Origin of the sequence: Mycolicibacterium aromaticivorans JS19b1 = JCM 16368, from assembly GCF_000559085.1 — a bacterium.
In the GTDB taxonomy this organism is placed as follows: Bacteria; Actinomycetota; Actinomycetes; order Mycobacteriales; family Mycobacteriaceae; genus Mycobacterium; species Mycobacterium aromaticivorans.
Map to the genome: position 1 here is coordinate 43,669 of NZ_JALN02000003.1, position 19,238 is coordinate 62,906.

Below are 19,238 nucleotides of genomic sequence, written 5' to 3' on the forward strand. Positions count from 1 at the left end.
CTTCCGTCACAGTGACGTATTTACCGCCTACGATCCCAATCCTGCTCCGAGCACGACGTTCTGGACGACTTCGTCGTGGGCGCCATGCACGGCCTCCAGGTGACTGAGGATGTCCGACTTTCGAGGCGGTGCAAACTGGTGTGCCGTTAGCATCGCCGGTTCGGCTAACGCCTTACATGCCGGCGGCGCCGAACTGTCCATAATCTCTGTTATCGGTTAGCGCACCTAATTAGCTGGCCGGCCGTCGATCCCAATGTACATGTTGTGCCTGCGTCCGTGGACTTGCGTCGATTGCAGCGTTTCAGTGCATTTGAAATACAAGTCGCGCGCGCCCCGGCGCATAGCTTGTGCTGCCCGATACCACTTCGGGCCAACGAATTCCGCATCTAGCCGATTACACACCTCGCGTGGTCTGACGGTCCGTTCAACGGCCGCGGCCGTAGTATGGAGTCATTACGTCACTGTGACAAAATTCGAGGGCGCCACCGTTGCGCGATGGTGACCAGCCGCGACGCCGAAACCCGGGTGTTTTCAACAAGACTGAACAAGTCGAAGCTACGGGAAGGAGTATCCGAAATGGCCGCACCACAGTGCGGGTGTGCGTCTAGGTCGAACGTCGGCAGCAAAACCAGGCTGTCATCCCAGAGATCGTCCCAGTGGTGGGTGCGTAAGTATTTGACCTTGTTCAAGTCGAAGATCCCAACGTCGGAGTGGCCGTGTCGACCTCTGACGAATGCTGTGTGGCCCTGCTCCAACAGGGTGATCATCTGCTCACGACTACAGCTGCCCGTGTCGCCATCCAGGTGATACTTGACTGCAACGATGTCTCGGTAATCGGTACTGGCGGCTGGAGTCGAGTATCGGGCGATAATTTGATACTGCACAGCAATTACCTCGTCCTTGCAGGCCTGCATTGCATCGAGCGAGTAGAAACGTTAGCTGATAACGCTGATGGTTGCACGATGGGGGTTGGTATCCCCGGCATCGAAGTCTTTGAGTCCATTGACGAGTGGCGAAGCCTTGTCGCATCTGATCATGTGGTGAATGTGACTGCTGAACAGCAGACCTGAAGTGACTGGCCCAACGACTTGCCGTTGCCCACCCCACGTTGCGCCCAACCAGGTCACTCGAACTATTAATGAAGGGTCCGGGCGCGTTGATGGTCGACCAATCCGCGACTTGATCCCGATGTTGTAGAAAAAACCCCCGCAACCGGCTGCCTCAGCTCTCCGTGCACTGGTCAACGGATCCCGGCCCACTCCCCCGGGCCAAGATACCTAGGGGCTGGGATTGGCGTCAGGAGTGTCTGGTGCTGGCCCATGCGTCGACGTGTTCAGGTAGCCTTTCGCGATGTCGACTCAGCATCCGCTGGTACGCCTTCGATGCAAGAGCGTCGACCACCCGGCCGAGAGTGCCGCCGAACAGTGCCTCCCCGGTGACCTGACAGGTGTAGCGGGTACCGCCAGGAACCTCTTCAAGAATGTCGCACGTGGCGAACGGAAATCTCGACTGGGTCGATTCGAATTCCATTCGGCGAGGGAGGACGACGCGGGTGAATACGCCGACCCAGTCGTAGGTGATGCCGAATAGTCGCGCCTTGCCGTACCACCGGTCCCCCGCCTGGTAAGGCGGCTCCTTATCAGCATAAGTGGCCAGCAGGCCGGGTAGGACATGTGAAATGTTGTCCGGGTTAATGATGTAGTCCCAGACCACATGAACGGGATGTGTGATGAACACTGACGCGGTGGTGCCGTGTGCCATGGCCTACGGTACGACGAACTCAGGCTCGCAGGTGTGTGCACTAAGGAAGCTAGGCAGAAAGACCCATGGCTCTGCCGCCCAGGGGAATTGTTCCAGAGAAACGAGACGGCTCAGGTCGTGTTCCTCACATGTCTTTGGCGTAGGCGTGGCGCTTGAGGCTGACTGCGGCGACTTGAACTGCTACCTCTGGGCGCAGCAGTCTGGTGGTGGGGTCGATAAGACCTACGGCTCGTGCGAGTCGTTGCGCCACCACGGGGTTCGTGCGGGCCGCGGCTTGGACTCGCTTAACGTATTTGTTGGCGATGCGGATAGATAGTGGCCGGGTGCCGGCTATTTCGGGCAAGCTGAGGTCGGCGCCCGTTGCTAGCTTCCAGGCGTTGCTTATCGGTTTAGCGGTGCGTTGGAAGTAGCGTCGCTGCAGGTGAGCAGGGGACTTGACCCCGTGTGTTGGACACGCTCAATCCCAGGAATGTGCTGGGGGAAGCGAGATGATCCAACCCGATGGCAAGGAAAAATTACCCCGATGAGTTCAAGCGTGACGCGGTCGCGCTCTACCGGGACACCGAGGGCGCGACGAGAGCAATGATCAGAACCTGTGGATGAGCCTCGGTGAGGGGGCGTGAAAGTGGGCGCACCTTCCCGAGGATGATCTGAATATCCGAAGGTCCGATCATGAGCCGGCGTTGGCGCGCTGGTTCGGGAAGGTACGCCCATGCTCACCGTAGTTCACGATGCCATCGAGGCCAACGAAAGCACTGGCGGTGCTGGTCGGTCGTTGTTGGACGAGATCGTCCGCGACGGCGCCCGTCAGATGCTGGCCGCCGCGTTGAAGGCTGAGGTCGCCGCCTACGTGGCCCAGTTCGCCGATCAGCTCGATGAGAAGGGGCATCGGCTGGTGGTCCGCAACGGCTATCACCAGGCCCGCGAGGTGCTGACGGCAGCCGGGGCAGTTGAGGTGAAAGCACCGCGAGTCAACGACAAACGCGTCGACCCCGACACCGGTGAACGGAAACGGTTCTCCTCGGCGATCCTGCCGGCCTGGGCACGCAAGTCACCGCAGATGAGCGAAGTGCTGCCGCTGCTGTACCTGCACGGGCTGTCCACCAGCGACTTCACCCCCGCTCTGGAGCAGTTCCTGGGCTCGGGTGCCGGGCTCTCGGCCACCACGATCACCCGGCTGACCAGCCAGTGGCAGGACGAGGCCCGCGCGTTTGCCGCCCGGGACCTGTCGGGCACCGACTACGTCTACCTGTGGGTCGACGGCATCCACCTCAAGGTCCGCCTGGACCAGGAAAAGCTGTGTCTGCTGGTGATGCTCGGCGTGCGCGCGGACGGCCGCAAAGAGCTCGTGGCGATCACCGACGGCTACCGGGAATCGACCGAGTCGTGGGCTGATCTGCTGCGCGACTGTAAACGACGCGGCATGACCGCACCCGTGCTCGCCGTCGGCGATGGCGCACTCGGCTTCTGGAAAGCGGTACGCGAGGTGTTCCCGGCCACCAAAGAACAGCGGTGCTGGTTTCATAAGCAAGCCAATGTGCTTGCCGCCCTGCCGAAATCAGCGCACGCGTCGGCGTTGTCGGCGCTCAAGGAGATCTACAACGCCGAGGATATCGACAAGGCCCAGTTCGCGGTCAAGGCCTTCACGGTCGACTTCGGGGCCAAGTACCCCAAGGCGGTCGCCAAGATCACCGACGATCTGGACACCCTACTGGAGTTCTACCACTATCCCGCCGAGCACTGGATCCACCTACGCACGACAAATCCGATCGAAAGCACCTTTGCCACAGTACGTTTGAGAACCAAGGTCACCAAGGGGCCGGGATCACGTGCGGCTGGTCTGGCCATGGCCTACAAGCTCATCGACGCCGCCGCGGCCCGCTGGCGTGCCGTCAACGCACCACACCTGGTCGCCCTGGTCCGCGCCGGCGCGGTCTTCCACAAGGGCAAACTGCTCGAACGCCCCACCGAAATCACCCCACCGACACCGCCCTCAGACGGCGATCAGCAAGCCGGAACGGAGGTCGCCTGAAACACGCCGATCCACAGGTATTGACAATTCCTCGCGCGACGATCGCCCAGATCGCTGCCGAGCTCGGTGTCAGCGAGGCCACGCTCTCGGCGTGGTGCAAGTCGGCCGGGGTGCCGATTCGGCACCGCCGCGGTGTCGTAGTGGCCGAGCCTGTGCCAGGGGCCGAGAGCCCTGAGCAGGAGCTGGCCCGCCTCCGCAGTGAGGTCAAGGCGTTACGCGCCACCGAGGCGCGGTTGTCCACCGAGCGTGACATCTTGCGGTCGGCGGCCAAATATTTCGCCGGGGAGACGAACTGGTGAGCCGCTTTCAGTTTGTCGCCGACCACCTGCACGCCTTCGAGGTGAAGTGGCTCTGCGCAGTCGTCGAGGTTGCGCGTTCGTCGTTCTACGCGTGGTTGGCCGGTGCTGACGGACGAGCGGCCCGTCGGGCTGCTGACGAGGCGCTGGCCGAGCGTATCCGCGCCGTCCACGACGAGGACAACACCTACGGGGCGCCGCGGATCACCGCCGAGCTCAACGACGGTGCGCCCGAGGGGCAGCGGGTCAACCACAAGCGGGTGGCTCGGGTGATGCGCGGCGCCGGGATCGCCGGTTATCGACGCCGACGTCGGGTCAAGACGACCGTGGCGGACCCGGCGAACCAGAAGGTCCCCGACCTGCTCAAACGCGATTTCACCGCCGCGCAGGTCAACACCCGTTACGTCGGCGACATCACCTACTTGCCATTGGCGACCGGCGCCAACCTGTACCTGGCCACCGTGATCGACTGCTGTTCACGGCGGGTCGCCGGGTGGGCGATCGCCGATCACATGCGCACCGAACTGGTCATCGATGCGCTCAAAGCCGCTGCTGCACTGCGGGGTTCACTGGCTGGTGCAATATTCCATGCAGATCATGGAAGTCAGTACACCTCACGGGATTTCGCGAATCTCTGCCGCGATCTGGGGGTCGTCCAGTCGATGGGTGCGGTGGGGTCAAGTGCCGATAACGCGTTGGCCGAATCGTTCAACGCCGCCCTCAAGCGCGAGATTCTGCAAGACCGTGCCTGCTGGCCGAACGCGGCGATCTGCCGCCGTGAGGTCTTTCGGTGGCTGGCCCGCTACAACACCACACGACGGCACTCCTACTGCCGTCATTCCAGCCCCGCGACCTACGAAAGGAACCTGACACCGGCTACGCTGCCCGAAGCCGCATAACCGCAAATCCCGTGTCCACTACATGGGGGCAAGGCCCAAACGACCGCTCGAAATAGTCGTGGGCCCGCTCAATGATGCCCTTGTGTTCGGGCTCGGCTGGCTTGAGGACCACCACCTTGGTGCCCAATACCCCACGGAATGCTTGGCAGTCGCGGGTCAATTCGATTCGGCCACCACGATTTCGTCCGATCGCGCCTTCACCGTCCCAGACCAGAGTGCGCGGCACCGCGCCCAACGCTGCGATCAACTGCCACCAGCCGGCGAACAGATCCTCCGCCCGCCGCGAGGGCAGCAGGATCGCCGAGAGCCACCGCGAATAGCCCAGCACCATCGTCAGCACCGGCAACTGCGTCGGCGTCCGCGTCTGCCCGTACCCGACTGGGATCGTCGTCGGCGGGAACCACAGATCACACTGCGCGATATCGCCGGGGTCATAACTGGTGCGTCCGGCCGGATCCGGCGGCAAATACGCCGGACGCAGCTCCCGGACCCGCTCACTGAACACCGTCATCCCACGCGTCCAACCGACCCGCTCGGCGATCACCGTCGCCGGCATCGTCGGCGTCTTCTTCAGTTCGACACGGATCGCGTCCTCAAACGCATCCACCGCAGACCCCGCCGGTTTGCGCTCATACTTCGGCGGCCCCTCCGAGGCCAGCGCCGCCCGCACCGTGTTCCTTGAGATCCCCAACGTCCTGGCAATCATCTTGATCGGCAAACCCTCCGCTCGATGCAACCTGCGGATCTCAGCCCAGTCCTCCACTGACAACAACTCCCTTCTCCTCTCGGCTCGTAAGCCGAGAATCAGACGAAGGGGGTCAAAATTCGGGCGTTGACACGGGGTCAGTTTTCACACGACGCCGACACAGATCGGTTGTGCAGCATCGTCGGGACTGTGGATCTAACGGTGTTTCCGGCACTGACACGCTGAGTGATGCTCGGCGAGAAAGGTGCCGTGATGACGACACTGGACGATGTGGCGAAGAAGAAGGCGGCTGAGCAGTCCGAAGGCCAGAAGGCTGCGGTCGAACTGGTCCGATTGGCCCAGGAGCAGGGCTTGTCGCTGACCGGGCCCGACGGGCTGCTCAAGCAGTTGACCAAGACGGTCCTCGAGACCGCGCTCAATGAGGAGATGACCGAGCACCTCGGCTATGAGAAACACGACCCGCCCGAGACGGGGTCGGGCAACATCCGCAACGGCACCCGCACCAAGACGGTGCTGACCGACACCACCGGCCCGGTCGAACTTGACGTGCCGCGCGATCGGGCATCGACCTTCGAGCCTCAGATCGTCAAGAAACGCCAACGTCGCCTGAACGGCGTGGACGAGGTCGTGCTGTCGCTGTACGCGAAGGGCTTGACCACCGGTGAGATCTCGGCGCACTTCGCCGAGATCTACGGGGCGTCGGTATCCAAAGAGACGATCAGCCGCATCACCGACAAGGTGCTTGAGGAGATGAACGACTGGTCGGTGCGACCGCTGGATGAAACCTACGCCGCGATCTTCATCGACGCGATCGTGGTCAAGGTCCGCGACGGCCAAGTCGCCAACCGGCCGTTCTACGCTGCCATCGGGGTCACCCTGGCCGGGGAACGCGACATCCTCGGCTTGTGGGCCGGCACCGGCGGGGAGGGCGCCAAGTTCTGGATGAGCGTGCTCACCGACCTACGCAACCGCGGCATCAAGGACACCTTCTTCGTCGTCTGCGACGGGCTCAAGGGACTGCCCGAGGTGGTGGGCAATGTGTGGCCGCAGGCGATCGTGCAGACGTGCATCATTCATCTGCTGCGCAACACTTTTCGGCTCACGTCCCGCAAGTACTGGGACGAGATCAAGGGCGACGTCAAGCCGATCTACACTGCGGTCAACGCGACCGCGGCTCGGGCGGCGTTCGACGAGCTGGCCGAGAAATGGGGGCAGCGCTACCCGGCAGTGATCCGGCTCTGGGACAACGCCTGGGCGGAGTTCATTCCGTTCCTGGACTACGACGTGGAGATCCGGCGAGTGATCTGCTCGACGAACGCGATCGAGTCGCTCAACGCCCGCTACCGCCGCGCGATCAAGGCCCGCGGACACTTCCCCTCCGAGCAGGCGGCGCTCAAGTGCCTGTATCTGGTGACCCGATCACTGGACCCGACCGGTGTCGGCAGGGCACGATGGACGATGCGGTGGAAACCTGCCCTCAATGCGTTCGCGATCACCTTCGCCGACCGATTCCCGGCAGCCGAAACCTACTGATGAAAAACGCCGGAAACACCGTTAGCGAGATAGACCCGCATCGTCAATCGGTTGTGCAGCATCGTCATTAGTTGCGCGCCGTTTTGGCCGTGGTTCATTCGGAGATGTTGTCTTGACGGGCCGGTGTGACGTATCTAGCATTCTCTACAGCGGAGGATGCATCTGTTCAGCAGAATAGAGAGTGAGTGTTGATGGTCTGGTCGAGGAGTTCGGTGTGATGAACGCGGTCGCGGTCGATCGGGATACCCGTGAGGCTGTCGAGGCGTTCATGTTCCGGGAGGCGGAGCTACTCGATGGGGGGCAGTTCCGAGAATGGTTGGGTCTGCTCGACCCTGACATCCGGTATGTGGTTCCGGTGCGCACCACCCGTGAGGATTCCGCGGGTTGGGTGGGCGCGATCGCGCACTGGAACGACGACTACACGGGTTTGGAGATGCGGGTCCTCCGGGGCGAGACGGACTTCTCGTGGGCGGAGTCACCTCGGTCGCGGACCCGGCACTTCGTGTCCAACATCCGCACGACTGCCGGACCGGAGGCTGATGAGTTGACCGTGCGCTCAAATCTCTTGTTCTTCCGCAGCCGCGGAGACAGCGGCCGGTGGGAGTTGCTCTCGGCCGAACGCGTCGACGTGTTGCGCCGCACCGACGATTCGCTGCGGCTCGCTCGGCGCGAGGTGTTACTCGATCACTCGACGTTGCCTATCGACAACCTGTCGGTAGTCCTGTAGGGCCAGCTCCGTTCACCACCTCCGCGTGGATATCTCCGATTCCAGAAAGGGTCCAACCATATGACCACCGAAACAACCGAGACGGACTTGATCGAGATGTTGGTGAAGGCGTGACTGGCGTTATGGGTGACCTGGATGTGTCGGTCCAAGAATGCGACGTCTTGGTAGTGGGTGGGGGAATTGGCGGAGTGCGGGCAGCACTACGGGCCGCGGAGTTGGGGTCGTCGGTGATTCTGGTGGAGAAAGCGGTGGTGTCTCGGGCAGGGCCGATGACGTATGTCCACAGCCAATACGCCCCTGATCACCGGGTGCAGGGTGAGGAGATGACGGAGTGGGCGCGCGAGTTCGTGGTGGGCAGCAATTATTTGGCCGATCAGGATTGGGTGCAGCAGTACATAGCCGAGGCCTATGACAGGGTTAACGAGCAGATCGAGTGGGGTGTGCCCTATTCCACTCATGAGGATGGGTCGCTGAAGTATGTGACGGTCCGCGGCCACAACCTTGGCACGACGCTGGGTGTGGATGGTCGCGTGTGTATGGAGATCCTCAAGGAGAGGATGAAAGCGGCGGGGGTGCGACTGTTCGAGCGGGTCGATGTGATTGATCTGCTGACCACCGACGGGTGTCGGCCCACCGCTGGTGCGGTGTGTGGTGCGGTGGGGGTAAATGTTGTCACTGGCCAGTGTCATGTCTTCACGGCGGGCAGCGTCATCCTCAACACCGGCCCTTGGTACCCCAAGCTGCATTACGCGTTCGCCGACCATTGCAGCGGGGAAGGTCATGTGGCGGCCTGGCGAGTGGGTGCTGAGTTCGCCGGCATGGAATTCGGCCAGTTCGCTGCCTGGAGTTACTTCAATCGGTCATTCTTCACACCGGGTCAAGCCAAGATTCAGGGGATCGGTGGCAAGTTCTGCAACGCGGCGGGCGAGTACTTCATGGACCGCTATGACCCGATCTGGGGCGATAAGGGCGGGTTGTTCACCATCGCGCGCGCGATCATGACCGAGATGGTCGAGGGCCGAGGGCCGTGCTATCTCGACTTGCGTCACGTACCACAGGCGGATCTAGAGGTGCTGTATGAAGTGTCTCCGACGGTGCGGCGCGCCTTTACCGAGTTTGAGGTCGATCCCTCCACTGACCTGCTGGAGGTGACCCCGTTCATCGTGCTCGGCACGAGCAGCACCAGCGGTCCCACGATCGACCTGGACGGAGCCACCACAGTGCCCGGCCTGTACGCGGCCGGGTATGGCACGGCGTGTCCGCATTTGATGTCGGGAATTTCTGGCAGCGGGATCTCGAGCTTCTCGGCTGTTGCGGGGTACCGGGCGGGCACTGCGGCGGCGGCGCGCGGCGGTCACGCGGTAGCGCGCAGTGTGTGGGAGAACCAGGCACAGGAGAGCTTCGCGGAGTATTTCGCGCCGATGCGTCGGCTGCGGCAGGTCCGGCCGGTGGATGTGTGGAAAGCCATCGGCGAGGCGACGGCCAATCCGGCATTCGCATTGTTTAAGTCGGAGGCACGGATCGATTCAGCGCTCGCTGAGCTGTACCGGATCCGGGATCGGGTACTGCGTTACGTTTTCGCGCCGGACTATCAAGAACTTAAGAAGGCGCATGAGGTGCGCGCATACCTGACGTTGGCGATCATCACCTGTGAGGCGATGAAGCGGCGCACCGAAAGTCGCGGGGAGCTGTTTCGTATCGACTACCCCTACGCCGACAACGATGAGTGGCTGAAGTGGCTGCTCGTGCGCCGGGGCAGCGGCGGTGAATTCGATCTGCAGTTCAGCGAACGCGACCTGCCGATCCAGTCGTGGCCGGTGCAGGCCCCGCCCGGCCGCCATCCAAGTCCATATACCGTGCCGCAAGGCTACCGTGAGGAGGCGGCGGTTCAGTGATCGAAAGCATCGACGAAACAACGTGCGACGGGTGCAACGTCTGCATCGACAGCTGCCCAACCGGGGTGATCCGGCTGGTGGAGGGCGACGAACCGTGGGCCACGACCAAGTGGCGAGCCAAGATCATCTACCCCAACGACTGTCATTCCTGTCGGTTGTGCGCAATCGATTGCCACGTGGACGCGATCGTTGTCAGCCACGCACTGGTGATCCCCGACCCCTTCCTCCCGGGCGTAGAGCCCCTCGACGGCAGCCGCGACGCTCCGCCCGACGAAAAGAAAACTTGATGTCCATCGGAATAGCGCGAGTCGGGCGTGTTCGGTGTCGGCAAGGTCCCGGCTGCGGGGTCAGGCGATGATGGCCGCCCGATGCGGCCGGCGCCGGATTCGGCACTTATCTGGCGGTCGCCGGGCGATCCTTCGATGACCCAGACATGGCTCCTACAAATCCACCGTTCCCCGCAGGAAAGTTAGGACTTCGGCATGATCAACGCAAACCTCATCATCGACGGACGTGAGGAAACGTCCGACCGGACGATCGACGTCGTCAGCCCGGCTGATATCCGGGTACTGCTCGGTTCGGTCCCAGACGCCGCACCCGGGCAGGTCGACGAAGCGGTCGCAGCGGCTGCAATGGCGTTCCCAGAATGGTCATCGCGGCCCCTGGAAGAACGCCAGGGAGCACTACTTGCCGCTGCAGGCACGATCCACGACATGATCGAGGAATATGCGCCGATCCTGAGCCGGGAGAACGGAAAGATCCTCGAAGAGTCGCACGTCGACCTCGAATTCGCGTCGGGCATTTGCGGCTACACCGCAGGCATTTCGGCTGAAATCCTTGCAGACCAACAGATTCGCGACACCGGGGGCACGACCCTCATCCGCCGCCGCCCAATCGGGCCGGTGGCCGCCATCACGCCGTGGAACTTCCCGGTGGTCCTGGCATTCATGAAGCTGGCGCCCGCGCTCGTCGCCGGCAACACAGTCGTCTTGAAGCCGGCGGCAAACTCCCCGTTGGTTCTCGCCGAAGTCGTCCGAGCCCTCCAACAGCACTTCCCTCCGGGCGTGCTCAACATGGTCACCGGAGGCGACGCGGTCGGAGAAGCACTCGTCGCTCACCCGAGAATTCGCAAGATTGGTTTCACCGGCGGCATCGATACCGGGCGCAAAGTTATGGCCGCGGCCGCGCGCGACATCAAGCGGGTGACGCTCGAGCTGGGCGGAAACGACCCCGCGATCCTCCTCGACGACGTCGACCTCTCGCCCGAGACTATGCGGCAGATCGTAAAAGGCGCGTTCGGGACCACCGGCCAGGTGTGCTTCGGTCTGAAACGTATCTACGTGCCGACCCGCATCCACGACCGCTTCGTGGAAGCGTTCTCAGCCGCCGTGGATGAAATCGTCGTCGGGCCCGGCGACGACCCCCGAGTCACCATGGGGCCGCTGAACAACGCTCAGCAGAAGAACCTCGTCGAGAAGATCGTGGACGACGCGCGCTCGAGCGGCGCGACCGTCACCACCCTCGGCCAGCGGCTCGATTCGGCGGCCTGGGACCACGGCCACTTCATGATGCCCAGCGTGGTCACTGCGGCTGATCCCCGCCTCGCAATCGTCGAAGAGGAACAGTTCGGCCCGGTAGTGCCCGTGCTGAAATACGACGAACTCGACGACGTGATCCGGCTCGTGAATCAATCGCAATACGGGCTTGCCGCCTCGATCTGGACGTCAGATGAAGAGCGGGCGTTCCTGCTCGGCCGTCGGTTCGACACCGGCTCCGTCTTCATCAACAGCCACACCTTCACCTCCCTCGACCCCCGCGCACCCTTCGGCGGGGCGAAAGCGAGCGGCTTGGGACGCGAATTCTCTCCAGCCAGCCTGGATTCCTACACCGAATTACAAACAATCAGCCGTCGCATCGGGCCGCCAGGCCCTCCGCTGTCCTGAGTCCGGCGGGGAGCCTGACCAACACATAAGCGTCACGGTCGTAGATCAGCGACGACGACGCGGCGGGTATCGATGCATAGGGATAACTCCGCCGACGGTGTGAAGGCGTGGCGGCGCGTGCTTCGGCAGGGATGCCCCCATTAATGATCCATTCCGGCCCAACGTTCGCGGCGATTCGACCCTCCTAACGTAGAGACCGCCAATAGACGTGCGTGTGCTGCCACGCCTCGACGAGGAACACACCGGCAGCGCTCTCACCGACTGTGCGCACATTGCAAGGGCCGCCGCCGCTGTCAAGCCGCTGGCAAGGCGACGACGACCGAGCGATGCCTCTGGTCGTCGTCTATGGGTTCGCTGGCTGTCGACGACGTGTGCCGTGGGGCTGGTTCTGGGAGCGCCGTGGGGCTTGCTGTGGGAGCCGTTTTGGTCATGGTCCATTCGGAGATGTTGTCTTGACGGCCCGGTGAGACGTAGCTTACATTCTCTACAGCGGAGGACGCATCTGTTCAGCAGAATGTCGAGTCAGTGTTGATGGTCTGGTCGAGGAGTTCGGTGTGATGAACGCGGTTGCGGTCGATCAGGATACCCGTGAGGCCGTCGAGGAGTTCATGTTCCGGGAGGCGGAGCTCCTCGATGGGGGCCAGTTCCGGGAATGGTTGGGTCTGCTTGACCCCGACATCCGCTATGTGGTTCCGGTGCGCACCACGAGGGAGGACTCCGCAGGTTGGGTGGGCGCGATCGCGCACTGGAACGACGACTACACGGGCTTGGAGATGCGGGTCCTGCGCGGCGAGACGGACTTCTCGTGGGCGGAGTCACCTCGGTCGCGGACCCGGCACTTCGTGTCCAACATCCGCACGACTGCCGGACCGGGGACTGAAGAGTTGACCGTGCGCTCAAATCTGTTGTTCTTCCGCAGCCGCGGAGACAGCGGCCGCTGGGAGTTGCTCTCGGCCGAACGCGTCGACGTGTTGCGCCGCACCGACGATTCGCTGCGGCTGGCTCGGCGCGAGGTGCTGCTCGACCACTCGACGTTGCCCATCGACAACCTGTCGGTAGTCCTGTAGGGCCAGCTCCCCTCACCGCCTTCCTCCTTGGCTATCGCCTACTCCAGAAAGGGTCTGACCACATGACCACCGAAACAACCGAAACCACCGGCACAGCTGACGCGACCGATCCCTACCTGCGGCGCGCGCTGCGCGACGTAGCGGACGGGCTCAAGGTCGGGCGCTTACCGGCCCGCGTCGTCAGCGATCCCGCGCTACACACGATCGAGATGGAGCGGATCTTCGGGCGCGCCTGGGTGTTTCTCGGACACGAGTCGGAGTTGGCCAAGTCCGGCGACTTCGTCGTGCGGCACATCGGGGCCGATTCGGTGATCGTTTGCCGGGACAACTCCGGCCGCATCCAGGCGCTGTCCAATTCTTGTCGCCACCGTGGTGCGCTCGTGTGCCGCGCTGAGATGGGAAACACCGCGCACTTCCAATGCCCGTACCACGGCTGGGTGTACAGCAACACCGGAGAGCTCGTCGGCGTGCCGGCGATGACGGAGGCCTATCCCGGCGGCTTCGACAAGTCGCAGTGGGGATTACGTCACATCCCCCATGTCGACTCGTACGCCGGATTCATCTTCGGCAGCGTCGATCCGAAGGCGCCGAGCCTGACCGACTACCTCGGCGACACGACGTTCTACCTCGACCTCATTGCGAAGAAGACAGCGGGCGGTCTGGAGGTGATAGGGGCACCGCATCGATGGGTGATGTCAGCGAACTGGAAGACAGCCGCCGACAATTTTGTCGGCGACTCCTACCACACCCTCTTTGCTCACCGCTCGATGGTCGAGCTAGGCATGGCGCCCGGTGACCCAAACTTCGCGAGCGCACCAGCGGAAATCTCGCTGCAGAACGGCCACGGCGTCGGCGTACTCGGCTTTCCGCCCACGCTCGCCGATTTTCCCGAGTACGAGGGATACCCCGACGAAGTCGTCGACCAGATGGCGACGTCCTACCCGTCGCCGGTACACAAGGACCTGATGCGACGCTCATCCTTTATTCACGGCACCGTGTTCCCGAATTTGTCGTTCATCAACGTGACCCTCGCGCAGGACCACATGTCGCCCCCTACCCCCTTCATCACGTTCCGGGTATGGCATCCGCTCTCCCATGATCGGATGGAGATCCTCTCCTGGTTCCTGGTCGAACGCGATGCTCCGGAATGGTTGCGCGATGCGTCCCAGGCGTCCTACGTCAACAACTTCGGCCCAGGTGGGGTTTTCGAACAGGACGACGCCGAGGCATGGAAGGCCATCACCGAATCTGTCCAGGGCCCGTTCGCCGGTGAAGGCCTGCTGAACTACGAAATGGGCATGGACTTGACTCCGCTCACCGACTGGCCAGGGCCGGGAGAGGCCCTCCCGAGCGGGTACGCCGAGCAGAATCAGCGGCGGTTTTGGGGGAGATGGCTGGAATACATGGGTCAGCCTCCCGCATTCGGCGGGCGTGCTTGATGAAGCTTCTGCCCAGGCTATGCGCGAAGTGCGCCCGTTCACCAATCGGCGCCGCGTGAGTGCCGTGACGGCGGGGGACCGCCGGGTCGCAATTGTCACTGCCGCCGCCGCGGGAATCGGTAAGGCGATCGCCCTGCGGTGGTGCCGCGAAGGTGGGTGCTGTGTCATGGCCGACACCGACGGCGAGGGCCTCGATGCGGCCGTGCATGAATTGGCCGAGTCCGGCGCGGCGGTTTGCGGCGTCGCCGGCGACGTTTGCCTCAGCGATGTTGCCAACAGTGTCGTCGAACGGGCGCTGACCGAGTTCGGGCGGCTCGACACACTGTTCAACGTCGTCGGCGGGAGCCTGGCTCGCAACGTGGAGGAGATCAGCGAGGAGCAGTGGCGCAGCCAGATCGACCTGAACCTCGGCAGTGTCTTTCAGATGTCCAAACCCGTCATCCCACTCCTGCGCCAGGGTGGCGGCGGGTCGATCGTCAACGTCGCGTCGACGGCCGGGATCCTCGCCGAGAACAGGTGCTCCGCCTACAGCGCAAGCAAAGGCGGGGTCGTGCTGCTCACGAAGAACATGGCCCTCGACTTCGCCCGCGACAACATCCGCGTGAACGCGATCGCCCCCGGGGGCACCCGCACGCCGAGGATCGAACGGTTCCTGGCCGAGCACCCCGAACACGCCTCGATGATGGTGGACCTCTGCGCGATGCAGCGTTTCGCAGGACCAGACGAGATCGCGGCGCCGGCTGTGTTTCTTGCCTCGCCCGAGGCGTCCTACATCACCGGTGCCGTACTGCCGGTCGACGGAGGCATGACCGCCGGCGTCACTTTCCGGGCGTTCGAGGCGGTATGAGCATGATCCCCAACCGCTGGAATCTACACCGGACCCACGAAAGCACCGCGAGCTGAGATGGAAGCGATCGTTCTCAACGGCACCAACGACGTCGGTCTGACGTCGGTGCCAGACCCGGCGCCGCAGGACGGTGAGGTCATCATCGAAGTGGCGGCGACAGGGCTGTGTGGAACTGACCTCCACGAGTATGTCGCGGGGCCCACCTTCTCGCAGCCGCCGGTGGTGCTCGGTCACGAGGTCTCGGGCCGGATCGTGGAGGTCGGAGCGGGCGTCGACCAATCCCGCATCGGGGAGGGCGCCGCGGTGATCCCGATGGATTTCTGCGGGAGCTGCCACTACTGCCACCGGTCGCTCTACCACTTGTGCCAGCGCCCAGGATGGATCGGCTTCACCCGAAACGGAGGCCTCGCGAACTACGTCGCAGTGCCCTCTCGGCTCGCAGTCCGAGTGCCGGACGTGGTGGACCTCGAGGAGGCGGCGCTGACCGAGCCGACGGCGGTGGCGTTCCACGCGGTGCGGCGAGCGGAACTGCTCCTCGGCGAAACGGTGATGGTCCTCGGTGCCGGGGCACTCGGGCTCACCGTGATCCAGTGCGCACGCGCGGCCGGAGCTGCGCGAATCTTCGTCACGGAACCAAGCGGCGTGCGGGCCAGCCTGGCGCGCGACCTCGGCGCCACGTTGGTGCTCGATCCGCATGACCCCGGGACCACCGCGTGCATCCTGGAGGAGACCCGCGGTGTAGGGGTGGACGTGGTCTTCCATGTGGCGGGCAGCGCGGAGGCGTTCACACAGGGCCTGGACTGCCTCCGCAAACAGGGCCGTTTCATGGAGATGTCGTCGTGGGCCGGCGCGGCCTCGCTCGATGTCAACCGCCATCTGCTCAAGGAGATTCAGCTCCGGATGGTTTTCGGTTACGACATGTTCGACGATTTCCCGGCCGTTCTCGCCCTGATCGCCGACGGAAAACTCGCGCTCGCGCCGCAAATCACCGCTCGAGTCCCGCTGGACCGCGCCGTCAAGGAGGGATTGGGCGGGCTATTGGAGGGCCGGGAGGGTCTGGTCAAGGTGCTGGTGAAGCCGTGAGTGAGGGAGACTTGATGGTCGTCGCCGCGACAAGCCGCGGTGTATTCACCGTGTCCGGCGACGGCAAGGCCCGGGCCTGGCCCGAGTTGCCGGGGCAGGTCATGGCCATGGCTGTCCAGGACGAGCGCGTCGCCGTCGCCGTCCACAAGCACGGCGTGTTTCTCGCCACCGCGGGCGCAGACCACTGGACTGACCTCGGCGATGGCCTCGCCCACCGCGACGTGCGCGCGCTGGCGTTCGATCCGCACACGCCCAACGCGCTCTACGCCGGAACAGAACCAGCGCACTTGCTGCGGTGGCAAGACGGGATCTGGGCCGAGTGTGGAAACGTCCTCGGCGTACCCGAAGCGAAAAGGTGGAGCTTCCCCATCCGCCCGGGAATCGCGCACGTCCGTACCATCGCCGTGCACCCACTAGAAGCTGACGTCGTCTACGTCGGCATTGAAGTTGGATCCCTCCTGATCACCCGGGACCGGGGACAGACGTGGGAGGAGATCGATGGCCTCGGTCACGACATCCACCGCGTGGTCCTGCACCCGGAAGCTCCCGACCGGCTCATCGTCACCACCGGCCAAGACACCAAGCCTTACCGCGGCGGCAAGGGCATTTACCGCAGCACCGACCGCGGATCGAGCTGGGTGCAGTCCAACAACGGACTTGGCGAGCGCAACTACACCGAAGACGCGATCGTGGTGCATCCCGCCGACCCCGACGTGGTGTTCCTCGCCGCGGCCGACGGCATCCCACCGAAGTGGGCTGCAGTGCGCCGGCTGGTGATGGGCGCGATCAACGGCAACGTCTATTTCTTGTCGCCGTCCAAACTGCGCCGACGCCGCGGCGCCGACGTGGGATTCTTCCGCAGCAACGACGGTGGCGCCTCCTGGGTACGGCTGAATAGCGAGGACGACCGCGGCCTGTTCGACATGGTCTGGGCGCTGGAAGGCGAGCTCACTGAAGGCGGCGAGCTGCTGCTGTACCACGGCACCACGGCGGGTGGGCTTTACGTGTCGGAAGACGAGGGCCACACCTGGAAGTGCCTGGCCGACGGCCTGGGCGCGATCACCCACATCGCGACGCCGAAGAAGGGAACAGCGCAGTGAAGCTTGGACCGACGATGGAGTTCGACCACATACAGCCGGCGATCCGGAAACGGTTCACCTCTGCAGCGGACATCCCCAAAGAGGTGTTCAGCGACCCCGACGTCTACCGGGAAGAGCTCACCCGCATCTTCTATGGCCCCTACTGGCATCCGATCGCGCACCGGGCCGAGCTGGCCGAGCGCAACGCCTTCCGGACGAGATGGCTGGCCGACGTGCCGCTGCTGATGGTGCGAGACGGCGATGACCGCATCCGCGTGTTCGTCAACTCCTGCGCCCATCGGGGAACGCTACTGGAACAGCGCCGGTGCGGGGTGGCGGAGCGATTCGAGTGTCCGTATCACCGGTGGATCTTCAACAATGACGGCCGTTTCGCCGGCGCGCCCCGCCGCATGCAGTTTCGCCCGGACTTTCGCGAGGAGGACTACGGCCTCCGGGAGCTGCACGTAGTCGAGGCGTGGGGTTTGATCTTCGTCAGCATGGCTGCGCAGCCGCCGCCGTTCGACGATTATCTCGGCGATAGCGCGGATCCGTTGCGCGACTGCATGGTCGATGACGGGGACTTGACGTTGCTGGGCTACCAGACGGTGGTGTTTCAGAGTAATTGGAAAACCTACATCGACAACGATCCCTATCACGCGCCGCTGCTGCACAGCGCGTTCAAACTGCTCAACTGGCAGGGCGGCAGCGGAAACGTGCTGGTCAGCGAGCCCTATGGGCACATGTCGATTCTGTACGATGCGCAACCCTACGTGGACAACGGTTTCCTGGCTGACCCGAGTGTGGTCACGCGGATGGGGGATGACAGCCGAGCCCGCGTGATTGCGTTACGGCCGGTTACCGGGATCGTGCGTCACGTCGACACAATCAACATCCGGTACGCCCGCCCGCTGGGGGTTGATCGTACCGAGGTGCGATACACGTTCTTCGGCCATGCCAGTGACTCCGAGGACTTCGCACGCCACCGAGTCCGCCAGTCGTCAAACCTGCTGGGGCCGAGCGGCTTCATCAGTATCGAGGACGCCGCCGTCTACAACCGCGTGCAGGCGACCGCGCGTGACGGCGGCTATCAGCGCTTTGTCGCCGGCGTCGGCCGACCATTGTCGGAGTCGTCGCAGAACGACGAGGTCGCCAATACCGGCTGGTGGGCGCACTACCAGGAGGTGATGGAGTTTTGCTGACATCGAGCGTCGAAGATCGGCGGGCACGTGCCGCGTACCTGGTGGACGAACTGCTGGGAGCCTACGCCCGCGCAGTCGACGATCAAGACTTCACCGCGTGGCTTGCCCTGTTCGCGACGGAATGTGCCTACGAGGTGCGCGCGATGGAGAACGTCCGTGAGGGGCTGCCGCTGGCGTACATGATGGACGATTGCCGGCAACGGCTGGCCGACCGCGCGAAGATGATCCAGGAGGTCTGGGCGGGCACGGTCGAACCCTACGACACCCGCCACTTTCAGCAGCGTACGGCGATGCGTGAGCTCGGCGAAGACCGCTGGGAGGTACGGTCCAACGTCCTCGTCACCTACACCGGCGCCTCCGGCGAGCCGGGGATTCTGGTCAGCGGCTACAGCGAAGACGTCGTCGTCCTTGACGATGAAACCGCGCTGTTTCAGCAGAAATTCGTGGTGGTGGACAACACTCCGCCGCGCTATCTCGTGTACCCCGTTTGACTCGTCGACCGAAGGAGTGGATTAGATAATGACTGCCGTTGCGTTGATGTCGCCCGAGTGGGCACGCGCGTACCGCGACCTGTGGAACGACTCGGCCGAGATCCGGCAGGGTGCCAAAGAATTGAGCATGCTGATCGAATGGCGAGTACAGGACGCCAACGACCATGGTGTTCGTCGACCAAACCACCACTGTGGGCAAAGACGCGCCGACAGAGACCGACTCCGTAGTCCAGGTCAGCCT

The 19,238-nt window shown here is 63.6% G+C and carries 16 protein-coding genes and 1 pseudogene; 15 read left to right on the forward strand and 2 right to left on the reverse strand.

The features are described 5' to 3' along the window. Window positions 1-716 precede the first annotated feature (716 nt). The gene (locus tag Y900_RS33315; protein WP_237752798.1) at window positions 717-1,070 is read left to right on the forward strand and encodes a hypothetical protein; all 354 of its coding nucleotides are present in this window, start codon (window positions 717-719) and stop codon (window positions 1,068-1,070) included. 226 nt (window positions 1,071-1,296) lie between these two features. Here the strand turns inward: Y900_RS33315 and Y900_RS28615 are convergent, their stop codons facing one another. Further along, the gene (locus Y900_RS28615; RefSeq protein ID WP_036349198.1) at window positions 1,297-1,761 is read right to left on the reverse strand and encodes an SRPBCC family protein; all 465 of its coding nucleotides are present in this window, start codon (window positions 1,759-1,761) and stop codon (window positions 1,297-1,299) included. A 712-nt stretch (window positions 1,762-2,473) separates the two neighbouring features. On the opposite strand from Y900_RS28615, the gene Y900_RS28620 reads away from it, so the two are divergent. Together Y900_RS28620 and Y900_RS28630 are read left to right on the forward strand one after the other, a co-directional pair. Continuing rightward, a complete protein-coding gene (locus tag Y900_RS28620; RefSeq protein WP_013472279.1) occupies window positions 2,474-3,793 on the forward strand; it encodes an IS256 family transposase in 1,320 nt (439 codons plus the stop codon). Next, window positions 3,790-4,988 (forward strand): IS3 family transposase gene (locus Y900_RS28630; RefSeq protein WP_420329855.1). Its coding sequence is split into 2 segments (ribosomal slippage): window positions 3,790-4,078 and window positions 4,078-4,988, totalling 1,200 coding nucleotides; the frame shifts between segments, so codons are not numbered across the junction. Before Y900_RS28620 ends, Y900_RS28630 begins: the two co-directional genes overlap by 4 nt. A gap of 31 nt (window positions 4,989-5,019) precedes the next feature. Here Y900_RS28630 and istA read toward each other — a convergent pair. After that, window positions 5,020-5,760 (reverse strand): annotated as a pseudogene (gene istA / locus Y900_RS28635) (IS21 family transposase); the annotation flags it as partial. Between the two features lie 186 nt (window positions 5,761-5,946). Here istA and Y900_RS28640 point away from each other — a divergent pair. The 12 genes from Y900_RS28640 to Y900_RS28695 all read left to right on the forward strand — a co-directional run bounded on the left by Y900_RS28640 (window position 5,947) and on the right by Y900_RS28695 (window position 18,997). After that, on the forward strand, window positions 5,947-7,227 hold the full coding sequence (locus tag Y900_RS28640) for an IS256 family transposase (RefSeq protein WP_036348825.1): 1,281 nt from the start codon (window positions 5,947-5,949) through the stop codon (window positions 7,225-7,227). Window positions 7,228-7,444: 217 nt separating this feature from the next. Beyond that, window positions 7,445-7,954 carry an aromatic-ring-hydroxylating dioxygenase subunit beta gene (locus Y900_RS28645; RefSeq protein ID WP_011777800.1) on the forward strand — a complete coding sequence of 170 codons (510 nt, stop codon included), beginning with the start codon at window positions 7,445-7,447 and terminating at the stop codon, window positions 7,952-7,954. Window positions 7,955-8,076: 122 nt separating this feature from the next. Further along, on the forward strand, window positions 8,077-9,849 hold the full coding sequence (locus Y900_RS28650) for an FAD-binding protein (RefSeq protein ID WP_011559041.1): 1,773 nt from the start codon (window positions 8,077-8,079) through the stop codon (window positions 9,847-9,849). Beyond that, complete coding sequence (locus Y900_RS28655; RefSeq protein WP_011559042.1) at window positions 9,846-10,136, forward strand: 4Fe-4S dicluster domain-containing protein; 291 nt, start codon at window positions 9,846-9,848, stop codon at window positions 10,134-10,136. The genes Y900_RS28650 and Y900_RS28655 overlap by 4 nt, the downstream gene beginning before the upstream one ends. A 195-nt stretch (window positions 10,137-10,331) precedes the next feature. Further along, window positions 10,332-11,792, forward strand: a complete 1,461-nt coding sequence (locus Y900_RS28660) for an aldehyde dehydrogenase family protein (protein ID WP_011855464.1) — start codon at window positions 10,332-10,334, stop codon at window positions 11,790-11,792. Between the two features lie 557 nt (window positions 11,793-12,349). Then, entirely contained in the window at window positions 12,350-12,859 is a 510-nt protein-coding gene (locus Y900_RS28665) for an aromatic-ring-hydroxylating dioxygenase subunit beta (RefSeq protein ID WP_011891542.1), read from the forward strand. 62 nt (window positions 12,860-12,921) lie between these two features. Next, window positions 12,922-14,298 (forward strand): aromatic ring-hydroxylating dioxygenase subunit alpha, encoded by a 1,377-nt coding sequence (locus tag Y900_RS28670; RefSeq protein WP_011855462.1) that lies wholly within the window; start codon window positions 12,922-12,924, stop codon window positions 14,296-14,298. 19 nt (window positions 14,299-14,317) lie between these two features. After that, window positions 14,318-15,145: an SDR family NAD(P)-dependent oxidoreductase gene (locus Y900_RS28675; protein ID WP_036349220.1), complete on the forward strand. Its 828-nt coding sequence runs from the start codon at window positions 14,318-14,320 to the stop codon at window positions 15,143-15,145. A 57-nt stretch (window positions 15,146-15,202) separates the two neighbouring features. After that, entirely contained in the window at window positions 15,203-16,228 is a 1,026-nt protein-coding gene (locus Y900_RS28680) for a 2,3-butanediol dehydrogenase (protein WP_011559050.1), read from the forward strand. Next, window positions 16,225-17,328: a beta propeller repeat protein gene (locus Y900_RS28685; protein WP_225933555.1), complete on the forward strand. Its 1,104-nt coding sequence runs from the start codon at window positions 16,225-16,227 to the stop codon at window positions 17,326-17,328. The genes Y900_RS28680 and Y900_RS28685 overlap by 4 nt, the downstream gene beginning before the upstream one ends. Continuing rightward, the gene (locus tag Y900_RS28690) at window positions 17,325-18,506 is read left to right on the forward strand and encodes an aromatic ring-hydroxylating oxygenase subunit alpha (protein ID WP_011777805.1); all 1,182 of its coding nucleotides are present in this window, start codon (window positions 17,325-17,327) and stop codon (window positions 18,504-18,506) included. The genes Y900_RS28685 and Y900_RS28690 overlap by 4 nt, the downstream gene beginning before the upstream one ends. Then, window positions 18,500-18,997: an aromatic-ring-hydroxylating dioxygenase subunit beta gene (locus Y900_RS28695; protein ID WP_036349222.1), complete on the forward strand. Its 498-nt coding sequence runs from the start codon at window positions 18,500-18,502 to the stop codon at window positions 18,995-18,997. Before Y900_RS28690 ends, Y900_RS28695 begins: the two co-directional genes overlap by 7 nt. Window positions 18,998-19,238: the final 241 nt, after the last annotated feature.